Annotated in this window: 17 protein-coding genes; 5 read left to right on the plus strand and 12 right to left on the minus strand. The window is 67.5% G+C overall.

Annotated elements, in window-relative coordinates:
- Positions 1–18: 18 nt before the first annotated feature.
- A complete protein-coding gene (locus ACFTSF_RS19100; protein ID WP_380154999.1) occupies positions 19–984 on the plus strand; it encodes a DNA glycosylase AlkZ-like family protein in 966 nt (321 codons plus the stop codon).
- On the opposite strand, the gene ACFTSF_RS19105 is transcribed toward ACFTSF_RS19100, so the two are convergent.
- From ACFTSF_RS19105 to ACFTSF_RS19115, 3 genes are read right to left on the minus strand one after another with little or no spacing between them, the layout of a single operon-like run.
- Positions 971–1,816: an alpha/beta fold hydrolase gene (locus tag ACFTSF_RS19105; RefSeq protein WP_380155000.1), complete on the minus strand. Its 846-nt coding sequence runs from the start codon at positions 1,814–1,816 to the stop codon at positions 971–973. The genes ACFTSF_RS19100 and ACFTSF_RS19105 overlap by 14 nt on opposite strands.
- The gene (locus ACFTSF_RS19110) at positions 1,797–2,543 is read right to left on the minus strand and encodes an MBL fold metallo-hydrolase (protein ID WP_380155001.1); all 747 of its coding nucleotides are present in this window, start codon (positions 2,541–2,543) and stop codon (positions 1,797–1,799) included. Before ACFTSF_RS19110 ends, ACFTSF_RS19105 begins: the two co-directional genes overlap by 20 nt.
- A gap of 9 nt (positions 2,544–2,552) precedes the next feature.
- Entirely contained in the window at positions 2,553–3,317 is a 765-nt protein-coding gene (locus tag ACFTSF_RS19115; RefSeq protein WP_380155002.1) for a TetR/AcrR family transcriptional regulator, read from the minus strand.
- Between the two features lie 75 nt (positions 3,318–3,392).
- Here ACFTSF_RS19115 and ACFTSF_RS19120 point away from each other — a divergent pair, with 75 nt between their 5' ends.
- Positions 3,393–3,536, plus strand: a complete 144-nt coding sequence (locus ACFTSF_RS19120; RefSeq protein WP_380155003.1) for a hypothetical protein — start codon at positions 3,393–3,395, stop codon at positions 3,534–3,536.
- Here ACFTSF_RS19120 and murI read toward each other — a convergent pair.
- Entirely contained in the window at positions 3,533–4,345 is an 813-nt protein-coding gene (gene murI, locus ACFTSF_RS19125; RefSeq protein ID WP_344152386.1) for a glutamate racemase, read from the minus strand. The two genes, ACFTSF_RS19120 and murI, sit on opposite strands and share 4 nt — an antisense overlap.
- Positions 4,346–4,539: 194 nt before the next feature.
- Between murI and ACFTSF_RS19130 the strand changes: the two genes are divergently transcribed.
- The gene (locus tag ACFTSF_RS19130; RefSeq protein WP_344152389.1) at positions 4,540–4,899 is read left to right on the plus strand and encodes a hypothetical protein; all 360 of its coding nucleotides are present in this window, start codon (positions 4,540–4,542) and stop codon (positions 4,897–4,899) included.
- A gap of 13 nt (positions 4,900–4,912) precedes the next feature.
- Here the strand turns inward: ACFTSF_RS19130 and ACFTSF_RS19135 are convergent, their stop codons facing one another.
- From ACFTSF_RS19135 to ACFTSF_RS19150, 4 genes are read right to left on the minus strand one after another with little or no spacing between them, the layout of a single operon-like run.
- On the minus strand, positions 4,913–5,860 hold the full coding sequence (locus tag ACFTSF_RS19135) for a pyridoxal-phosphate dependent enzyme (protein WP_344152392.1): 948 nt from the start codon (positions 5,858–5,860) through the stop codon (positions 4,913–4,915).
- 2 nt (positions 5,861–5,862) lie between these two features.
- The gene (locus ACFTSF_RS19140) at positions 5,863–6,141 is read right to left on the minus strand and encodes a MoaD/ThiS family protein (protein ID WP_344152395.1); all 279 of its coding nucleotides are present in this window, start codon (positions 6,139–6,141) and stop codon (positions 5,863–5,865) included.
- A gap of 1 nt (position 6,142) precedes the next feature.
- A complete protein-coding gene (locus ACFTSF_RS19145) occupies positions 6,143–6,595 on the minus strand; it encodes a Mov34/MPN/PAD-1 family protein (protein WP_380155004.1) in 453 nt (150 codons plus the stop codon).
- 1 nt (position 6,596) lies between these two features.
- The gene (locus tag ACFTSF_RS19150) at positions 6,597–8,036 is read right to left on the minus strand and encodes an MFS transporter (RefSeq protein ID WP_380155005.1); all 1,440 of its coding nucleotides are present in this window, start codon (positions 8,034–8,036) and stop codon (positions 6,597–6,599) included.
- Positions 8,037–8,142: 106 nt separating this feature from the next.
- On the opposite strand from ACFTSF_RS19150, the gene ACFTSF_RS19155 reads away from it, so the two are divergent.
- Entirely contained in the window at positions 8,143–9,090 is a 948-nt protein-coding gene (locus ACFTSF_RS19155) for a LysR family transcriptional regulator (RefSeq protein WP_380155006.1), read from the plus strand.
- Here the strand turns inward: ACFTSF_RS19155 and ACFTSF_RS19160 are convergent.
- Both ACFTSF_RS19160 and ileS read right to left on the minus strand, forming a co-directional pair.
- Positions 9,059–10,036, minus strand: coding sequence for an aldo/keto reductase (locus ACFTSF_RS19160; protein WP_380155007.1), 978 nt, complete (start codon positions 10,034–10,036; stop codon positions 9,059–9,061). The genes ACFTSF_RS19155 and ACFTSF_RS19160 overlap by 32 nt on opposite strands.
- A 10-nt stretch (positions 10,037–10,046) precedes the next feature.
- Entirely contained in the window at positions 10,047–13,160 is a 3,114-nt protein-coding gene (gene ileS, locus ACFTSF_RS19165) for an isoleucine--tRNA ligase (protein WP_380155008.1), read from the minus strand.
- A gap of 62 nt (positions 13,161–13,222) precedes the next feature.
- Here ileS and ACFTSF_RS19170 point away from each other — a divergent pair, with 62 nt between their 5' ends.
- Positions 13,223–14,017, plus strand: a complete 795-nt coding sequence (locus tag ACFTSF_RS19170; RefSeq protein WP_380155009.1) for a phosphotransferase family protein — start codon at positions 13,223–13,225, stop codon at positions 14,015–14,017.
- A 395-nt stretch (positions 14,018–14,412) separates the two neighbouring features.
- Here ACFTSF_RS19170 and ACFTSF_RS19175 read toward each other — a convergent pair whose 3' ends face one another.
- Together ACFTSF_RS19175 and clpS are read right to left on the minus strand one after the other, a co-directional pair.
- A complete protein-coding gene (locus ACFTSF_RS19175) occupies positions 14,413–14,964 on the minus strand; it encodes a DUF2017 domain-containing protein (RefSeq protein WP_344152416.1) in 552 nt (183 codons plus the stop codon).
- Positions 14,961–15,248, minus strand: a complete 288-nt coding sequence (clpS, locus tag ACFTSF_RS19180) for an ATP-dependent Clp protease adapter ClpS (RefSeq protein WP_344152419.1) — start codon at positions 15,246–15,248, stop codon at positions 14,961–14,963. The genes ACFTSF_RS19175 and clpS overlap by 4 nt, the downstream gene beginning before the upstream one ends.
- Between the last annotated feature and the right edge of the window lie 37 nt (positions 15,249–15,285).

Below are 15,285 nucleotides of genomic sequence, written 5' to 3' on the forward strand. Positions count from 1 at the left end.
GGCCTGGTAGACAGCGGTATGACTGCGCTCCGGATCGACCATCAGCAGGCGGTTCGGTACCGGTTGGCGGTCAATCACCTCGGTGAGCGGTTGCCGGCTGGGACGTATGTGGAGGCGGCGCGGTTCGGGTTGCAGGACACTGCGCCGCGGGACGCGTTGGTTGGGTTGCATGCGCGAGTGGCGGACTGTGAACCGTCGGCGTGGGAGGCGCCGGGGCTGGTTCAGACGTACAGTCCGCGGGCTGCGGTCTACGTGCTGCCGGCAGCTGACTTCGGTGTCTTCACGATCGGGCGGATGCCGCTCGATCCCGCCGAGCAGAAGTCGGTGGCTGAGCTGGCCGAGCGGATCTGCCGGGAGTTCGACGGAGCCGAGCGGCGACACGGTCATCCGGAGTTGCGGGGTGCGTGCGCGACCGGGCGGGTGGTTCTGCGCTGGACGACGAGCGCCTTGTACGCCCGGGAGGTCGCGCCACCGGACATCGACTTTCGCGAGGCCCACCTGGAGTTATGCCGTCGCCACGTGCGCGCCTTCGGACCGACGACCGCGGAGACCTTCGGTTGGTGGGCGGGCTTGTCACGGCCCGACGCCCGAACCGTCTGGAGCTGGCTGGCCGACGAACTACTCCCGGTCGAACTCGAGGGACGCGCCGCCGCAATCCTGGCTTCCGACGAGGACGCCGTACGGTCATCGCCGCCCGCACCCGGTGCGCGGTTCCTGGTGGCATCAGACCTGCGGTTGTTCGGTGCCGACCGGTACGAACTGTTCGCAGGCCCCGGCCAGAAGTCCCGAATCGAGTTCAACGACTGGCACCACCCGCACGGGCTGATGCTCGACGGCCGCATCCGCGGCGCCTGGGGCCGCCGACAGGGCTCGATCGAACTACGCGTCGCCGGCCGATTGACCGCGGCCGACCGGGATGCGATCGAGACCGAGGCACTCTCGATGCCGATCCCCGGCGCCACGATGACGCTCAAGGTGTCTTGAGCACCACGGCGCGGAGGATTTCGCGGACGGCGTCAGGCTGTTCGCGCCACGGGGAGTGACCGGCGTTGGGGATGAGGTGGAAGGACGGTTGCTGGGCGTGCTCGGCAAGAGCCTGTACGGCGGTGTGCGGGCGCGGGTCGCCTTCGCCGTGGAGGAAGGTGATCGGGGCGAGGATCGCGGCAGCGTCGTCGGTCTTGCGGCTGTCCGGCCAGCTGTTGATTTCGTTGCTGAGGGCGCGGTTTGCGGCGAAGTTGATGGGGAGGTCGACGGCTGCTTCCTCGGCGGCCCATTGCATTGCCTTCGACGTGTCGGCGTGGCTGGTGAACCAGGCGAGGACGCGGAACTCGGTTTCCTCGGCCGGGGTTCGGGGGCGGCGGGCGGAGAGGTCGTCGAGGCGGGCGGCTTGTTCGGGGGTCATGCGGCGGCGTTGTTCGGCCTCGCAGGGGGTGTGCCAGTCGCCGATGCCGACGCCGCCGAGGTAGACCACTGCGGCGACGCGGTCGGGGTGGGCGGCGGCGTAGGTGACCGCGAGGGTGGCTCCGAAGGAGTGGCCGATGACAACGATCTTCTCGTGGCCCCAGAACGCGCGTAGCTCGTCGATGTCCCGCACGCTGAGGGCCATCGACTGCTCGGCGGACGCGCCGGAGCGGCCGCAGCCCCGCTGGTCGAAGCGGTGTACGACGGTCAGGTCGTCCACCATCTCCGCGAGAACGGCGTAGTCATCCCAGAGCCCAGGGCCACCATGCAAGATGACTACCGGCGCGGCGGCAGGGGACGCCGTACCAGTCGTTGCGGTCCACAACGGAATGCCGTCAGATGTCGAAAACTGCATGGGGGGTCGCAATCTCGATCGGTCCCGAGTAGGTGCGCCGGGCGTTCTCCGCTTGGGTCACCCGGTTGTACCACGGTGGGACGTGCGTGATCACGAGCTTTTTGGCGCCGGCCTTCTTGGCGTGTTCGCCGGCGTCGGAGGGGGTCAGGTGCAGGTCGGTCGGGTTGTTCGGATTCTCGTCCTGCAAGGCCGCTTCGGACAGCAGCACGTCGGCGCCGCGGGCGAGCTCGACGAGTGCGTCGTTCGGCCCGGTGTCTCCGGTATACACCAGCACCTTGCCGGCGTGCTCGACGCGGATCGCGTACGCCGGGACCGGGTGCACCATCTGTGCGGTGCGGATCGTGAAGGGGCCGATCTGCTGAACGTCCTGCCAGGTATGGAATTCCAGCTCTTCCTCCATCCCGGGGTCGATGGGCAGGTCATAGGCCAGAGCCATGCGTTCGGCCGCGTTGGGCGGCGCGAACACGGGGATGCGGGGGATGGGTGAACCTGGCGCGTATTTGGCCGCGACGTACAGGCCGGTCAGGTCCATACAGTGGTCAGGATGCAAGTGGGACAGGCCGATCGCGCCGATCTGCGGAACGGCGATATGCCGCTGGAGCGATCCGAGTGCGCCGCTGCCGAGATCGAGGACCAGGTGGAAGTCCTCGGCAGTGACCAGATAGCTCGAGGCGGCCGAGTCCGGCCCGGGGACGGACCCGGAGCAGCCGAGCACGGTGAGCTTCATATCTTGAGATTACCGGCGGGTTGCCGGCTTCGCAGGGCAACTCGTCGCGTCGCGGAACAGCTGATCGAGTTGCCTGGCAATGATTTCGCGCACATCACGGGCAGATCTGGTGCCGTGGACAACATCCATCGCGAGCCCGGTGACACCGGAGACAAGCATGTCAGCGGTCGAGGCGATATGGACGCCGGGGCGCAACTCGCCTTGCTCTTCGGCGTACCGCAGGATCAGTGCGACGAACTCCTCCAGCGAGCGGTCGCCGTTCAGGAAGATGGCGGCCAGCGTGGGGTCGGTGAGACTCCGCGTGTAGTACCCAGCCAGGGCGCGCAGGCTCAGTCGCCGGTGCGCGTCCAGCGGCAGGAATTCGTCCAGGACCGCGCATAGCAAGGCTTTCGGCTCGGTCAGGTCGGCGTGTATACGTCCGGCGGCGAGTTGTTCGTTGGTGCGATGCAACAACTCCAGCGAGTCCACGAGCAGCTGATGCTTGGTTCCGAAGTGATATTGCACAACGCGCACCGATACTCCGGCCGCGGCCGCCACCGATCGCATGCTGACGGCATCCAGCCCTTGCTCGGCCGCGATCTTCCACACCAGCTGGGCAATCTCGGTACGGCGCTCTGCCCGGCGACCGCTCTCGGGTACCTCGACCGGCCGCACCGGCCCGCGTCGCGCGCGGTAGGACTTGGCCTGGCACGCGCGTGAGCAGTAGACCGGCCGTCGGCCACGCTCCGGCGGGCTCAGCCGCTGTCCGCAGACCCGGCACATTTCATCACGCACAAGCTCATTCTATTCGTGACGTAACGGCACATTTCAAGACTAAAGTCGCACGATCCCGTTGGTACGGTCGTATCCATGGACGAAGGAATGTATCGACTGATCATGGTGGCGGTGGGGTTGGACGCACCGTGGTGCTACGTCGTGGCGGGAGCCACGATCGTGGTCGCGTTCTTGCTACTGGCCGTGCTGGAACCGCGCCGCGCGCGGGCAGATGCCTAACGCACCCAGGCGAACTGGTCTACCCCGGAGAGCACCGGGCCGAGGAAGCGGGAGCCGATCGCCTCGAACTCGGACGGGGTGCCGGTCGTGACGAAACGGTGCTTGGGTTCGGCCAGCGCGTCCGACCGCAGCAGCCCGGTCTTCGTCAGCACGCCGTAGACATCCTTCGCGCACTCCTCGGCGCTGCTCACCAGGGTCACGGCGTCACCGACGACGTACTGGATCACGCCGGTGAGCAGCGGGTAGTGCGTGCAGCCGAGGATGAGCGTGTCGACGCCGGCATCGACCAGCGGGTCGAGGTACTCGTGGGCCGCCTCGAGCAACTCCGGTCCGGACGTCACGCCGGACTCGACGAAGTCGACGAACTTGGGGCAGGGACGCGTGATCAGCTCGACCTGCGGTGCGGCGGCGAACGCGTCGTCGTACGCGAGCGACTGTGCCGTGGCGCGCGTGCAGATCACGCCGACCTTCTGATTGCGCGTCGCGGCAACCGCTCGCCGAGCAGCCGGGAGGATCACTTCGACGACCGGTACGTCGTACCGTTCGCGGGCGTCGCGCAGCATCGCGGCGCTGGCCGAGTTGCAGGCGATGACCAGCATCTTCACGCCGGCCTCGACCAGGTGGTCCAGACACTCCAGTGCGTACTCACGAACCTCGGCGATCGGCTTCGGCCCGTACGGCTGCCGGGCGGTGTCTCCGAGGTACAGAACCGGTTCATGCGGCAACTGATCGAGCACTGCGCGGGCGACGGTGAGACCGCCGAAACCTGAATCGAAGATCCCCACCGGCGCATCTGTCACGTCGCGCATTCTATCGGGGACACGCCGACCGCCGATTGCGACCCGTAACCGGGGCCGGATTCGGGTCGTTCTAGAAGACACCCCGTCCCTTCTCCTGAAACGACACGCCGAACATTGTCCACATCTTTACGTTATGTAATTGCCAACCGACGTGATCCGCGCCACTCTGGACCGATGTTCGTACGATCCGCCCTCGAGCTGCCATGAGTCTGGCTCATCACTTCGTGGCGGTGCTGAGCAGCACCGCCGGACCGAATCCGCAACCTGATCACGTCGCCGCCTCCGGGCAGGCCGCCAACCAGGCCGCGGAAACCAACAGCACGGCCGCAGACATCGCGTCGTCCCTCGGGCCGACCGGAGTCCTGCTGCTGATGCTGATGGCGGCGTTCTTCCTGTACGTCGTCTCGCTGTCGCTGCACCCGAATGCCAAGTGCAACCGTTGTAAGGGCGCCGGCCGTCACCACGGTGGCGTCTTCAGCTACGCACAACGCCCCTGCACGAGCTGCAAGGGACGTGGCGTGCATCCCCGCATCGGCCGCCGGATCCTCTTCAAATCCCCATAACAGGCACGACTTCTCAGGCCCAGAGCTGACCCTCGAGGCGGTCCTCCGCCTCGTCGATCGTGCCCTCGTAGGCGCCCGTCGACAGGTACTTCCAGCCGCCGTCGGGAACCACGAAGGCGATATCGGCTTGCTGTCCGTCACGCACGCACTTGGCCGCCTGGCCGAGCGCGGCGTGCAGGATCGCGCCGGTCGAGACGCCGGCGAAGATGCCTTCGTTGTCGAGCAGTTCGCGGACCCGCCGGACGGCGTCCCGCGGGCCGACCGAGAACCGTGCGTCGATCAGCGTCGCGTCGTACAGCTCCGGGACGAAGCCTTCCTCGAGATTGCGCAGACCGTAGACGAGCTCGCCGTACCGCGGCTCGGCGGCGACGATCCGGACATCCGGCTTGTGCTCACGGAAGAAGCGGCCGGCACCCATCAGCGTGCCGGTCGTGCCGAGGCCTGCCACGAAGTGCGTCACCGACGGGAGGTCGTCGAGGATCTCGCGCGCGGTGCCGTCGTAGTGCGCGGCCGCGTTCGACGGGTTGCCGTACTGGTAGAGCATCACCCAGTCGGGGTGCTCGGCGGCGACCTGCTTGGCGACCCGGACCGCTTCGTTCGAACCACCCGCGGCCGGGGAGGAGATGATCTCGACACCCCACATCCGCAGGATCTGCCGGCGCTCCTCCGAGGTGTTCTCCGGCATCACGCAGACCATCCGGTACCCGCGCAGCTTGGCCGCCATCGCCAGCGAGATCCCGGTGTTGCCCGACGTCGGCTCGAGGATCGTGTTCCCCGGCCGGAGCCGGCCGTCCTTCTCGGCGTCCAGCAACATCCGCAGCGCCGCCCGGTCCTTGATCGAACCGGTCGGGTTGTGGTCCTCCAGCTTGGCCCACAACCGCACCTCGGCCGACGGCGACAGCTTCGGCAGACCGACCAGCGGCGTGCCTCCGACCGAGTCGAGCAGGCTGTCGAAACGCATCGTCAGCCGCCGGCCACCGCAGGCAGGACCACGACCACGTCGCCGTCTTTCACCCCGGTCGCCAGCCCACCGGTGAACCGGACGTCCTCGTCGTTCACGTACACGTTGACGAACCGGCGCAGCTCCTCCGGCTCACCCTCGACGATCCGCTCCTTGATCCCCGGGTGACTGCCGTCCACGTTGTCGATGAACGCGGCCAGCGTCTCCCCCGCCCCGGTGACCAGCTTCTCGCCACCGGTGAAAGTGCGCAGGATCGTCGGGACCCGCAACTCGATCGCCATCTCAGTTCTCTCCTGTTTCACTGTAGGCCGTCACGACCTGGACCTCTTCTTCGGTGACCGTACCGTCGACGATCCGGAACGACCGGAACTCCACCGGCCCGTCGTACGTGAGCGACTCGGCGCCCTCCCGCGTCGACACCAGCACGTAGTGCGCGTTCGGCTCCCGCGCCTCCGAGATGTCGGTCCGCGACGGGTACGCCTCGGTCGCCGTGTGCGAGTGGTAGATCACGACCGCTTCCTCGTCGTTGTCCCACATCTCGTCGTACAGCGTCTTCCAGTCGTCGTCATCGAACTTGTAATACGTCGGCGACATCGCCGCGTTCAGCATCGGCACCACCCGCACCGGCCGGTCCGAACCCTCCGGCCCGACGACCACACCACAGGCCTCGTCCGGGTGGTCCTTCCGCGCGTGCGCAACGATCGCGTCGTACGCCGCCTGCTCGATGATCAACACGTCACCCACGGTACGGCGACCGCTCGGCCGCCCCCGCCATCTCGCCCGACGGTCCACGATGTGGACGCTCAGCAGTCATGATGACGGCCGCCAGCGCCGCGCCGAGGACCAGGACGCCGGCCGCCACCACGAAGGCCAGGCGGTAGCCGCACACGACGGCCTCTTCGACGTTCAGGCCGGTACGGCGTGCTGCCGCGGCGTGGCTGAGCGCGATCATCGTCAGCACCGCCAGCCCGAGCGCACTGCCCAGCTGCTGCACCGACGTCTGTACACCCGAGCCCAGCCCGGCGTCAGCCTCGGACAGACCGTGCAGTGCGGCGTTCTGGAGGGCCGGCAGGCCGATAGCCAGACCCAGCGCCGGCACGACCGTCGCAGGCAGCAACTGCCCCCAGAACGAACCCTGCGCGTCGATACGGGCCAGCAGCAACATGCCTGTCGCAGACACCACGAAGCCGGTGCAGATGGCTGTCTTCGTGCCGAAGCGAGTCACGAGCTGCGTCGACAGCACCATGCCCGGGACGAAGGCGACGCAGAACGGGACATAGGCCAGCCCGGACCGCAGTGGTGAGTAGCCCAGCACCTGCTGCACGTACAGCGTGACCATGAAGAACATCGCGGCCATCGCACTGGTCAGCAGGATCGTCGTGAGGTTGGCCGTCACGCGCGTCCGGTTCGCGAAGAACCGCAGCGGCATCATCGGGTCGCTGGAACGCGCCTCCACCAGGGCGAACAGAGCAAGCAGCAGGAACCCGGCCACGAACCAGCCCCAGTGGTGGCCGTCGCGCAGCAGTCCGTTCACCACCAGGATCAGTCCGCTGGTCACCAGCAGACCGCCGGGAATGTCGAGCGTCCGGCGTCCGCCCTTGGCGGGGATGTCGGGAACCAGCCGGGCGCACAGCACCAGGGCGACAACGGCCACCGGGAGGTTGATGAAGAAGACCCAGCGCCAGTTCGCGAGGTCGACCAGTACGCCGGACAGCAGCACTCCGACGGTCGCGCCGAGACCGGCCAAACCGCCCCAGAGGCCGAGCGCCTTGGCACGCTCTTCGCGGGTGGTGAACATGACCACGATCAGCGCCAGTGCCGCGGGCGAGGCGAGGGCCTCTCCGGCACCTTGGACGAACCGGCCGGCGATCAGGACACCCGAGTTCCAGGCGGCTCCGCTGATCAGCGAGCCGAGCGCGAAGACCGCCGTACCGGCGATGAAGATCCGCTTGCGGCCCAGCAGATCGGCGCACCGCCCGCCAAGCAGCAGTAGACCGCCCGCGGTGAGCAGATAGCCGTTCAGCACCCAGGCGAGCCCGGCCTGTGAGGTGCCCAGGTCGGTCCGGATCGACGGCAGCGCAATATTCACCACGGTGTTGTCGATGACGATCATCAGCTGCACCATCGCCAGCACGGCCATCGCGCGCCACCGACGAGGTTGCGTCAATGTGGACATCAGAACTCCCTTCGGACTCCTTCCAGCGAACGCCGTACGGGCTGCTGCGGTCCAACAACCGTCGGTCCTGCCTTGACAACCACTGGTTGTCGCACACGATGGATAGGTGGAACTGGACCTGGCACAGGTACGGGCTTTCGTCGTCGCCGCCGAAGAACTGCACTTCGGGCACGCTGCGGAGCGCCTGGCTGTGAGCCAGCAGGCAGTGTCCAAACGCGTCGCCAAACTCGAGGAGTCGCTCGCGACGCGGCTCTTCGACCGCGGGACCCACAAGGTCGAGCTCACCGCGGCAGGTGCGCGGTTCCTCCCCCACGCGATCGAGGCGCTCGCCGCCGCCGACGCCGCGATCGCCTCCGTGGTGCCGACCACGCGCACGCTGCGGCTCGACGTACTGGATGAGCGTCTGGCACCGCTGCAGCTCGTGCAGCACGCCGTACGACGGCTTGACGACTTCCCGATCGAGGTGAGCATGCGGCACGGGCTACCGGCCGCACTGCCCGCGCTGCGCAACCGTGAGGTGGATGCGGCGTTCGGGCGGGTGCATGCGCTGACACCTGGCCAGCTGGCTGAGCTGGATCATCAGCTGGTGCTGCTGGAACCGCTGGCGCTGCTGGTGAGCCGTGAGCACCCGCTGGCCGACGCCGAGACGGTGACGCTGGCGTCCTTGCGTGAGGTTCAGCTGTGGGCGCCTTTGGGTGGTGCGGTGGCGGAGTGGGCCGACTACCTCGCGCAGTTCGCCCACGCCTGGCAGCTCGAGCTGGACACCACAGGTCCCGCGCTGAGTCTCGACTACCTGGTGGACGAGGTCGCGGCCCGGCCGGACGTGGCGACACCGATAGGCGCCCGGATGCAGCTACCGCCCACCTCGCACACCGCTGTGGTGTATCTGACCGACCCGACGCCGGTCTACCCGTGGTCGCTCGTCTGGCGCGATGAGCACCCGCTGCTGCCGACGCTGCTGGAGTCGATCACCAGGGGCTTCACCTGGCCGTCGGACGTGTGGCTGCCCGAGGCCGACCGCGCTACCAGCGGTCGTGGATCTGCGGGCGGATGAGGTCGTCGTAGATCTCCCGTACGGCGGTCTGCTGATCGTCAGTGAGTTCGTTCAGAGCGGCGGCGGCGATGTTGCCGGCCACCTGCTCGGGGTTGCGGGCGCCGGGGATGACGACGGAGACACCGGGCTGGTCGATGATCCAGCGGAGGGCGAACTGGGCCATGGTGGCGCCGGCAGGGAGCCAGGGCATCAGGCGGCGGACGGCTTCGAGGCCAGTGCCGAAGTCGACGCCGGAGAAGGTCTCGCCGACGTCGAAGGCCTCGCCGTGGCGGTTGTAGGTGCGGTGGTCATCGGCGGCGAAGACGGTGTTCTCGTCGTACTTGCCGGAGAGCAGGCCGCTGGCGAGCGGGACACGGGCGATGATGCCGACACCCGCCTCCTGGGCCGCCGGCAGAACCTCGTCGAGGGGCTTGAGGCGGAGCGCGTTCAGGATGATCTGGACGCTGGCCACGTTGGGGCGCGCGATCGCGGTCAGGGCCTCAGCGGTGGTCTCGACACTGACGCCGTACGCCGCGATCCTGCCCTCGTCGACCATCGCGTCGAGGTCGTCGAAGACCGCGTCGGTGGAGTACACCGGGGTCGGCGGGCAGTGCAACTGGACGAGGTCGATGGTGTCGACACCGAGGTTCTGCCGAGAGCGGTCGTTCCAGGCGCGGAAGTTGGCCGGGTTGTAGTTCTCCGGGAGCTGTTCGACCCGGCGGCCCATCTTGGTCGCCACGGTCAGACCCTCGTGTTCCTTGAGGATCTGACCGACGAGCCGCTCGCTCCGGCCGTCGCCGTACACGTCGGCGGTGTCGATGAAGGTGACGCCACCCTCGATCGCCGACCGCAGCACGGCGAGGGCGTCGCTCTCGTCCACCGAACCCCAGTCGGCGCCTAGTTGCCAGGCACCCAGCCCGACGACGCCTACATCCCGACCGGTCCGTCCCAGCTTCCGCGTCTCCATGGGCGCAACCCTAGGACCTCAGGTCGATCTCCAGCTCAGAGCCCTCCTGTACGACGAGATCCGTGGCCAGCGTCTCCCGCATGATCAGCTCGCGATGCGTCTCCACGGCCCGAGCCACGGGCGGTTCCGCAGTCACGGTCAGCCGAATCCGGTCCGTCACCTCGAGCCCCGAATCCCGCCGCGCCTGCTGAATCGACCGAATCACATCCCGCGCGGTCCCCTCCGCCTCGAGCTCAGGAGTGATCGTCGTGTCGAGGACAACGAAGCCGCCGCCCGGCAACAACCCACTGGCCGTTGAGGCCGAGGCGCCGGCCGGCCCGCTCGACTCGCCCGCGCCACCGAGCCCGAGTGGCCCGCTCGACACAGCCTCCGTCGCCAGGGTCGTTGTCAGCGTGTACTCCCCGTCGACCAGCTCGATGCCCCCGGCAACCACCACACCATCCTCGGCGATTGACCAGTCGCCGGTTTTCGAGGCCTTGATCGCTGTCTGCACGGCCTTGCCCAACCGCGGTCCGGCGGCTCGGGCGTTGACCGTCAACTGTTGTGACACCGGGGCGTCGATGGCGTCCACCGAGGTGAGCACAACCTCGCGGACGTTCACCTCGGCGGCGATCAGGCCCGTCAGCGCGTGCAGATCATCAGCCGTTGCCACGGTCAACTTTTCCAGCGGCTGCCGGGCGCGGATCCCGGTCGACTTGCGGATCGCCGACGCGACCGAACACACCTCGCGGGCGCGCTCCATCTGCGCCACCAACGCCGGATCGTCCGGCAGGTCGTCAACGACCGGCCAGTCGGTCAGGTGGACCGAGCGCTCACCCGTCAGCCCGCGCCAGATGTCCTCGGCAACCAACGGCAGCAGCGGTGCGACCGCACGACAGAGCGTCTCGAGGGCCGCAAACAGCGTGTCGATCGCCGCCTGCTCACCCGCCCAGAAGCGGTCGCGGGAGCGCCGGATGTACCAGTTCGTGAGCACATCGACGTACGAGGAAACCGCGTCACAGGCCGAGGCGATGTCGTACCGGTCCAGCTTGTCCTGCACGTCGGTCACGAACAGCCGCAACCGCGCCAGCAGGTACCGATCGAGCAGATCCGTTGGCTGCTTGGTCGCTTGCCCCTCGATACCGGCGGCATTCGCGTAGAGCGCGAAGAACGACCACGCGTTCCAGAGCGGGATCAGCACCTGCCGGACGCCCTCGCGAATACCCTCCTCGGTGACGATCAGGTTCCCGCCGCGCAGGATCGGGCTCGACATCAGGAACCAGCGCATCGCATCCGCGCCGTCCCGGTCGAACACCTCGCGCACATCGGGGTAGTTCCGCAGCGACTTGCTCATCTTCTGACCGTCGCTGCCGAGCACGATCCCGTGGCTCAGTACCGACTTGAACGCCGGCCGGTCGAACAGCGCGGTCGCGAGCACGTGCATGGTGTAGAACCAGCCGCGCGTCTGCCCGATGTACTCGACGATGAAGTCACCCGGGAAGTGACTTTCGAACCATTCCGTGTTCTCGAACGGATAATGCACCTGCGCGAAACTCATCGACCCCGAGTCGAACCACACATCCAGTACGTCGGGCACCCGGCGCATCGTCGACTTCCCGGTCGGGTCGTCGGGATTCGGCCGGGTCAGCAGATCGACGTACGGGCGGTGCAGGTCCTTGACCTCGACCCCGAAATCCCGCTCGAGCTCGGCGATCGAGCCGTACACGTCGATCCGCGGGTACGCCGGATCGTCCGATCGCCAGACCGGGATCGGCGAACCCCAGAAGCGGTTCCGGCTGATCGACCAGTCGCGGGCGTTGCTCAGCCACTTGCCGAACTGGCCGTGCTTCACGTGTTCCGGGGTCCAGGTGATGTCCTCGTTCAGCTCGACCATCCGGTCGCGGATCCGGGTCACCTCGACGAACCAGCTCGAAACCGCCTTGTAGATCAAGGGATTCCGGCACCGCCAGCAGTGCGGATAGCTGTGCACGTAGCTGTCTTCGCGGATCAGAGCGCCGTTGGCTTTCAGGTCGCGGATGATCGGGCGGTTGGCCTCGAAGACGTGCAGACCTTGGTACGGCGGGACCACGCTCGTGAACCGGGCTCCGTCGTCCACGGTGAGGATCGTGGGGATCCCGACGGCATCACATGCCAGCTGGTCCTCCTCGCCGTACGCGGGGGCCAGGTGTACGACGCCGGTGCCGTCGTCGGTGGTGACGTGATCGCCGACGATCACCTGGAAGGCGTTGGGGGTGTCGGCGAAGAAGTCGAAGAGCGGGGTGTACCGCTTGCCGATCAGCTCAGTGCCTTTGAACCTCTTGATGATGTCGGTGAAGCCGTAGGCCTGCAGCCGCGCCTCCGCCAGAATCGTCGGGCCGTCCGGGGTGGCAACGACGACATAGTCGAGGTCCGGGCCAACCGCCATCGCGAGGTTGCTGGGCAGCGTCCAGGGTGTGGTCGTCCAGGCGAGCAGCCGCTCCCCGGTCTCCAGCTCGACCGCAACCGTCACCGAGGGGTCCTGCCGCTGCTGGTAGACGTCATCGTCCATCCGCAGCTCGTGAGTCGACAGCGGGGTCTCGTCGTTCCAGCAGTACGGGAGGACGCGCAGCCCTTCGTACACCAGCCCCTTGTCGTACAACGTCTTGAACGCCCAGATCACCGACTCCATGTAGTCAGGACTGAGCGTCTTGTAGTCGTTGTCGAAATCCACCCACCGCGCCTGCCGAGTGACATAACTCCGCCACTCGTCGGTGTACTTCAGCACTGCCTCCCGGCAGGCCGCGTTGAACTTCTCGATCCCCAGCTCGAGGATCTCCGCCTTCGTCTTCAACCCCAGCACCCGCTGAGCCTCCAACTCAGCCGGCAACCCATGCGTATCCCACCCGAACCGCCGCTCCACCCGGAACCCGCGCATGGTCCGGTACCGCGGGACCAGGTCCTTCACATACCCCGTCAGCAAATGCCCGTAGTGCGGCAGCCCATTCGCGAACGGAGGCCCGTCGTAGAAGACGAACTCGTCCTTCGTCCGCCGCTCCACCGACCCCCGGAACGTGTCGTCCGCCTCCCAGAACGCCAGTACCTCCCCCTCGACCTCGGGGAAATCCGGAGCCCCACCCACCCTGCCACCAGTCCGCGGATAACTCACCCGTGCATCGTAGGCGGGATATTCGGTCGCGTCCGTCGCTGCCTGAATGGTGAGGTGGCACGGTGATCGATCTGGCCTGGGTGCAGGAACACCTCGACGCCGGCGAACGCGTCGTCGACGCCGAGCCGCTCCACGGTGGTCTCACCGCTGATATGCGGCACCTGACCATCGCCACCCCCGACGGCAGTCGCCGTCACCTCGTCCTCCGCACGTACGTCGATCGCCCCGACGCCGCCGACTGGCTGTTCCGGGAGTCGCACGCCCTCACCGAGCTCGAGACAACCGCCATACCGGCCCCTGAGCTCATCGCCGTCGCCGATCCGGCGCTTCTGATGACGTGGATGCCCGGCCGTACAGTCCTCACCGACGCCGGCCTCGCCGACCGCATCCCAGCCCTGGCCCAGCAACTCGTCGCCATCCACGCGGTCCAGCCCGTTGAGCGTCCACGCCCCTTCGTGACACTGACAACCGCCGACACGGTCGTCACCCCGGTCGGCGCCGACTGGTCAGCCGCCATCGACGTGATCCGCGGCGGGCACCCGCCGTACGAGGGCGTCTTCCTGCACCGCGACTACCAGCCCGGCAACGTCCTCTTCGACGGCAACCGCATCACCGCCGTCGTCGACTGGGCCGGCACCTCCTGGGGTCCCACCGACCTCGACGTCGCCCACTGCGCCACCAACCTGGCGCTCCTCCACGGCCCCACCTGGGCCCATCACTCATCGCCGCCTACGAACAAGCCGGCGGCACCCTCTCCCCACACCGCCACTACTGGCTCATCCGAGACGCCCTCGCCTTCTCCGAAGAACTCGAACCAGCCACCCACCCCTGGCGCAACTCCACCCGCCCCGACCTAACCCCCGAACTAGTCGAAACCCGCCTCACCACCTACGTAACAACCCTCATGCCCCCCTAGCCGGACCGCACGCCCCCGCGCGGACCGCCACCGATGAACCTGTGCGCCGACGGCCATTCCACGCTGGAACACCCGACACCAACAGACGGGTTTCGCGGACCGCCCCCACTCACCAACTCCCGTCCGGCGGGAACGCCCCGCCTGGCGACTGCTCGCACGTCGGCCGTTCGCGAGGTTGGTGAGTGGCTGGCGTCCGCCCACCCGCTGCCCCCACCCGGCGACTCACACGCACACCCCATCACTCGCACGGTGGCTTCAGTGGCGGGGGCACGGTGGCTTCGGTCGCGGCGCACGGTGGCTTCGGTCGCGGAGGTGGTGTCGCGGCCGGAGGTGGGGTCAGCGCATGTTGTGGAGGAGGGCTGATTGGAGGTAGCCGAGCCAGTCGTAGAGGTCGTAGGTGAGGCGGCGGGGGTCGTCTTCGGGGAGTTTTTCCCAGGTGGCGTAGTCGTCTTCGTCTTTGATGTCGAGACGGGTGCCGATGGCCAGGCGGAGGTCGTTGAGGGCCCGGAGCCAGGACAACTGTTCGTCGGGTTCCAGGGCGATCTCGTCGGCGCCGGACTCTTCGAGGGCGGACAGGACGCGTTTGGCGTCGGCGATCTTGCCGTCGCGGAGGCCGCGTTCGGTGAAGCGGCGGAATTCGGCCGAGGCCATGTCGTCGGAGCCGTAGGCGTCGGGGAAGAGGCGCTGGAGGACGATGTCCTCGGGTGGGGAGGTGGGTCCGTCGGAGTCGAGCAGGGCGGCCAGGGGGTCGCTGGACTGGGTGGCACGCGGGGGCATGCCGTCGTACAGGAGTTCGACCAGGTTGCGGAGCAGGTTGGCGAGGATGTCGGCCTCGTGCTCGGCGAAGCTGACCGCGACGATCTTGCGGCGCTTGCGGAACCGCGTCACGACTTCTCGCAGGTTGCCCACAGGCCGTAGGAGTGCATCGCCTCGACGTCGCGTTCCATGGCTTCCCGGTTCCCGTTCGACACCGCCGACTTGCCCTCCTCGTGGACCTGCATCATCAGCTTCTCGGCCTTGGACTTGGAGTAGCCGAAATACGTCTGGAAGACGAAGGTGACGTAGTCCATCAGGTTGACCGGATCGTTCCAGACGATCGTCACCCACGGTGGGCTCAGCTGGATCGCCTCGTCGACTTCGGGGCTCTCGAGCTCGCTCGGTGCGGTGGTCACTGACCCATTCTCTCCACTGGTAGTTCCGGACTCGCAA

Source organism: Kribbella sp. NPDC056951, from assembly GCF_042674205.1.
Classification (GTDB): Bacteria; Actinomycetota; Actinomycetes; order Propionibacteriales; family Kribbellaceae; genus Kribbella; species Kribbella yunnanensis.

What these genes read in the sequence shown, in the direction of transcription:
- ACFTSF_RS19100 (WP_380154999.1), top strand. Translation starts at nt 19, where the DNA reads ATGACTGCGCTCCGGATCGACCATCAGCAGGCGGTTCGGTACCGGTTG.
- ACFTSF_RS19105 (WP_380155000.1), bottom strand. Translation starts at nt 1,816, where the DNA reads ATGCAGTTTTCGACATCTGACGGCATTCCGTTGTGGACCGCAACGACT.
- ACFTSF_RS19110 (WP_380155001.1), bottom strand. Translation starts at nt 2,543, where the DNA reads ATGAAGCTCACCGTGCTCGGCTGCTCCGGGTCCGTCCCCGGGCCGGAC.
- ACFTSF_RS19120 (WP_380155003.1), top strand. Translation starts at nt 3,393, where the DNA reads ATGGACGAAGGAATGTATCGACTGATCATGGTGGCGGTGGGGTTGGAC.
- murI (WP_344152386.1), bottom strand. Translation starts at nt 4,345, where the DNA reads ATGCGCGACGTGACAGATGCGCCGGTGGGGATCTTCGATTCAGGTTTC.
- ACFTSF_RS19130 (WP_344152389.1), top strand. Translation starts at nt 4,540, where the DNA reads ATGAGTCTGGCTCATCACTTCGTGGCGGTGCTGAGCAGCACCGCCGGA.
- ACFTSF_RS19135 (WP_344152392.1), bottom strand. Translation starts at nt 5,860, where the DNA reads ATGCGTTTCGACAGCCTGCTCGACTCGGTCGGAGGCACGCCGCTGGTC.
- ACFTSF_RS19140 (WP_344152395.1), bottom strand. Translation starts at nt 6,141, where the DNA reads ATGGCGATCGAGTTGCGGGTCCCGACGATCCTGCGCACTTTCACCGGT.
- ACFTSF_RS19150 (WP_380155005.1), bottom strand. Translation starts at nt 8,036, where the DNA reads ATGTCCACATTGACGCAACCTCGTCGGTGGCGCGCGATGGCCGTGCTG.
- ACFTSF_RS19160 (WP_380155007.1), bottom strand. Translation starts at nt 10,036, where the DNA reads ATGGAGACGCGGAAGCTGGGACGGACCGGTCGGGATGTAGGCGTCGTC.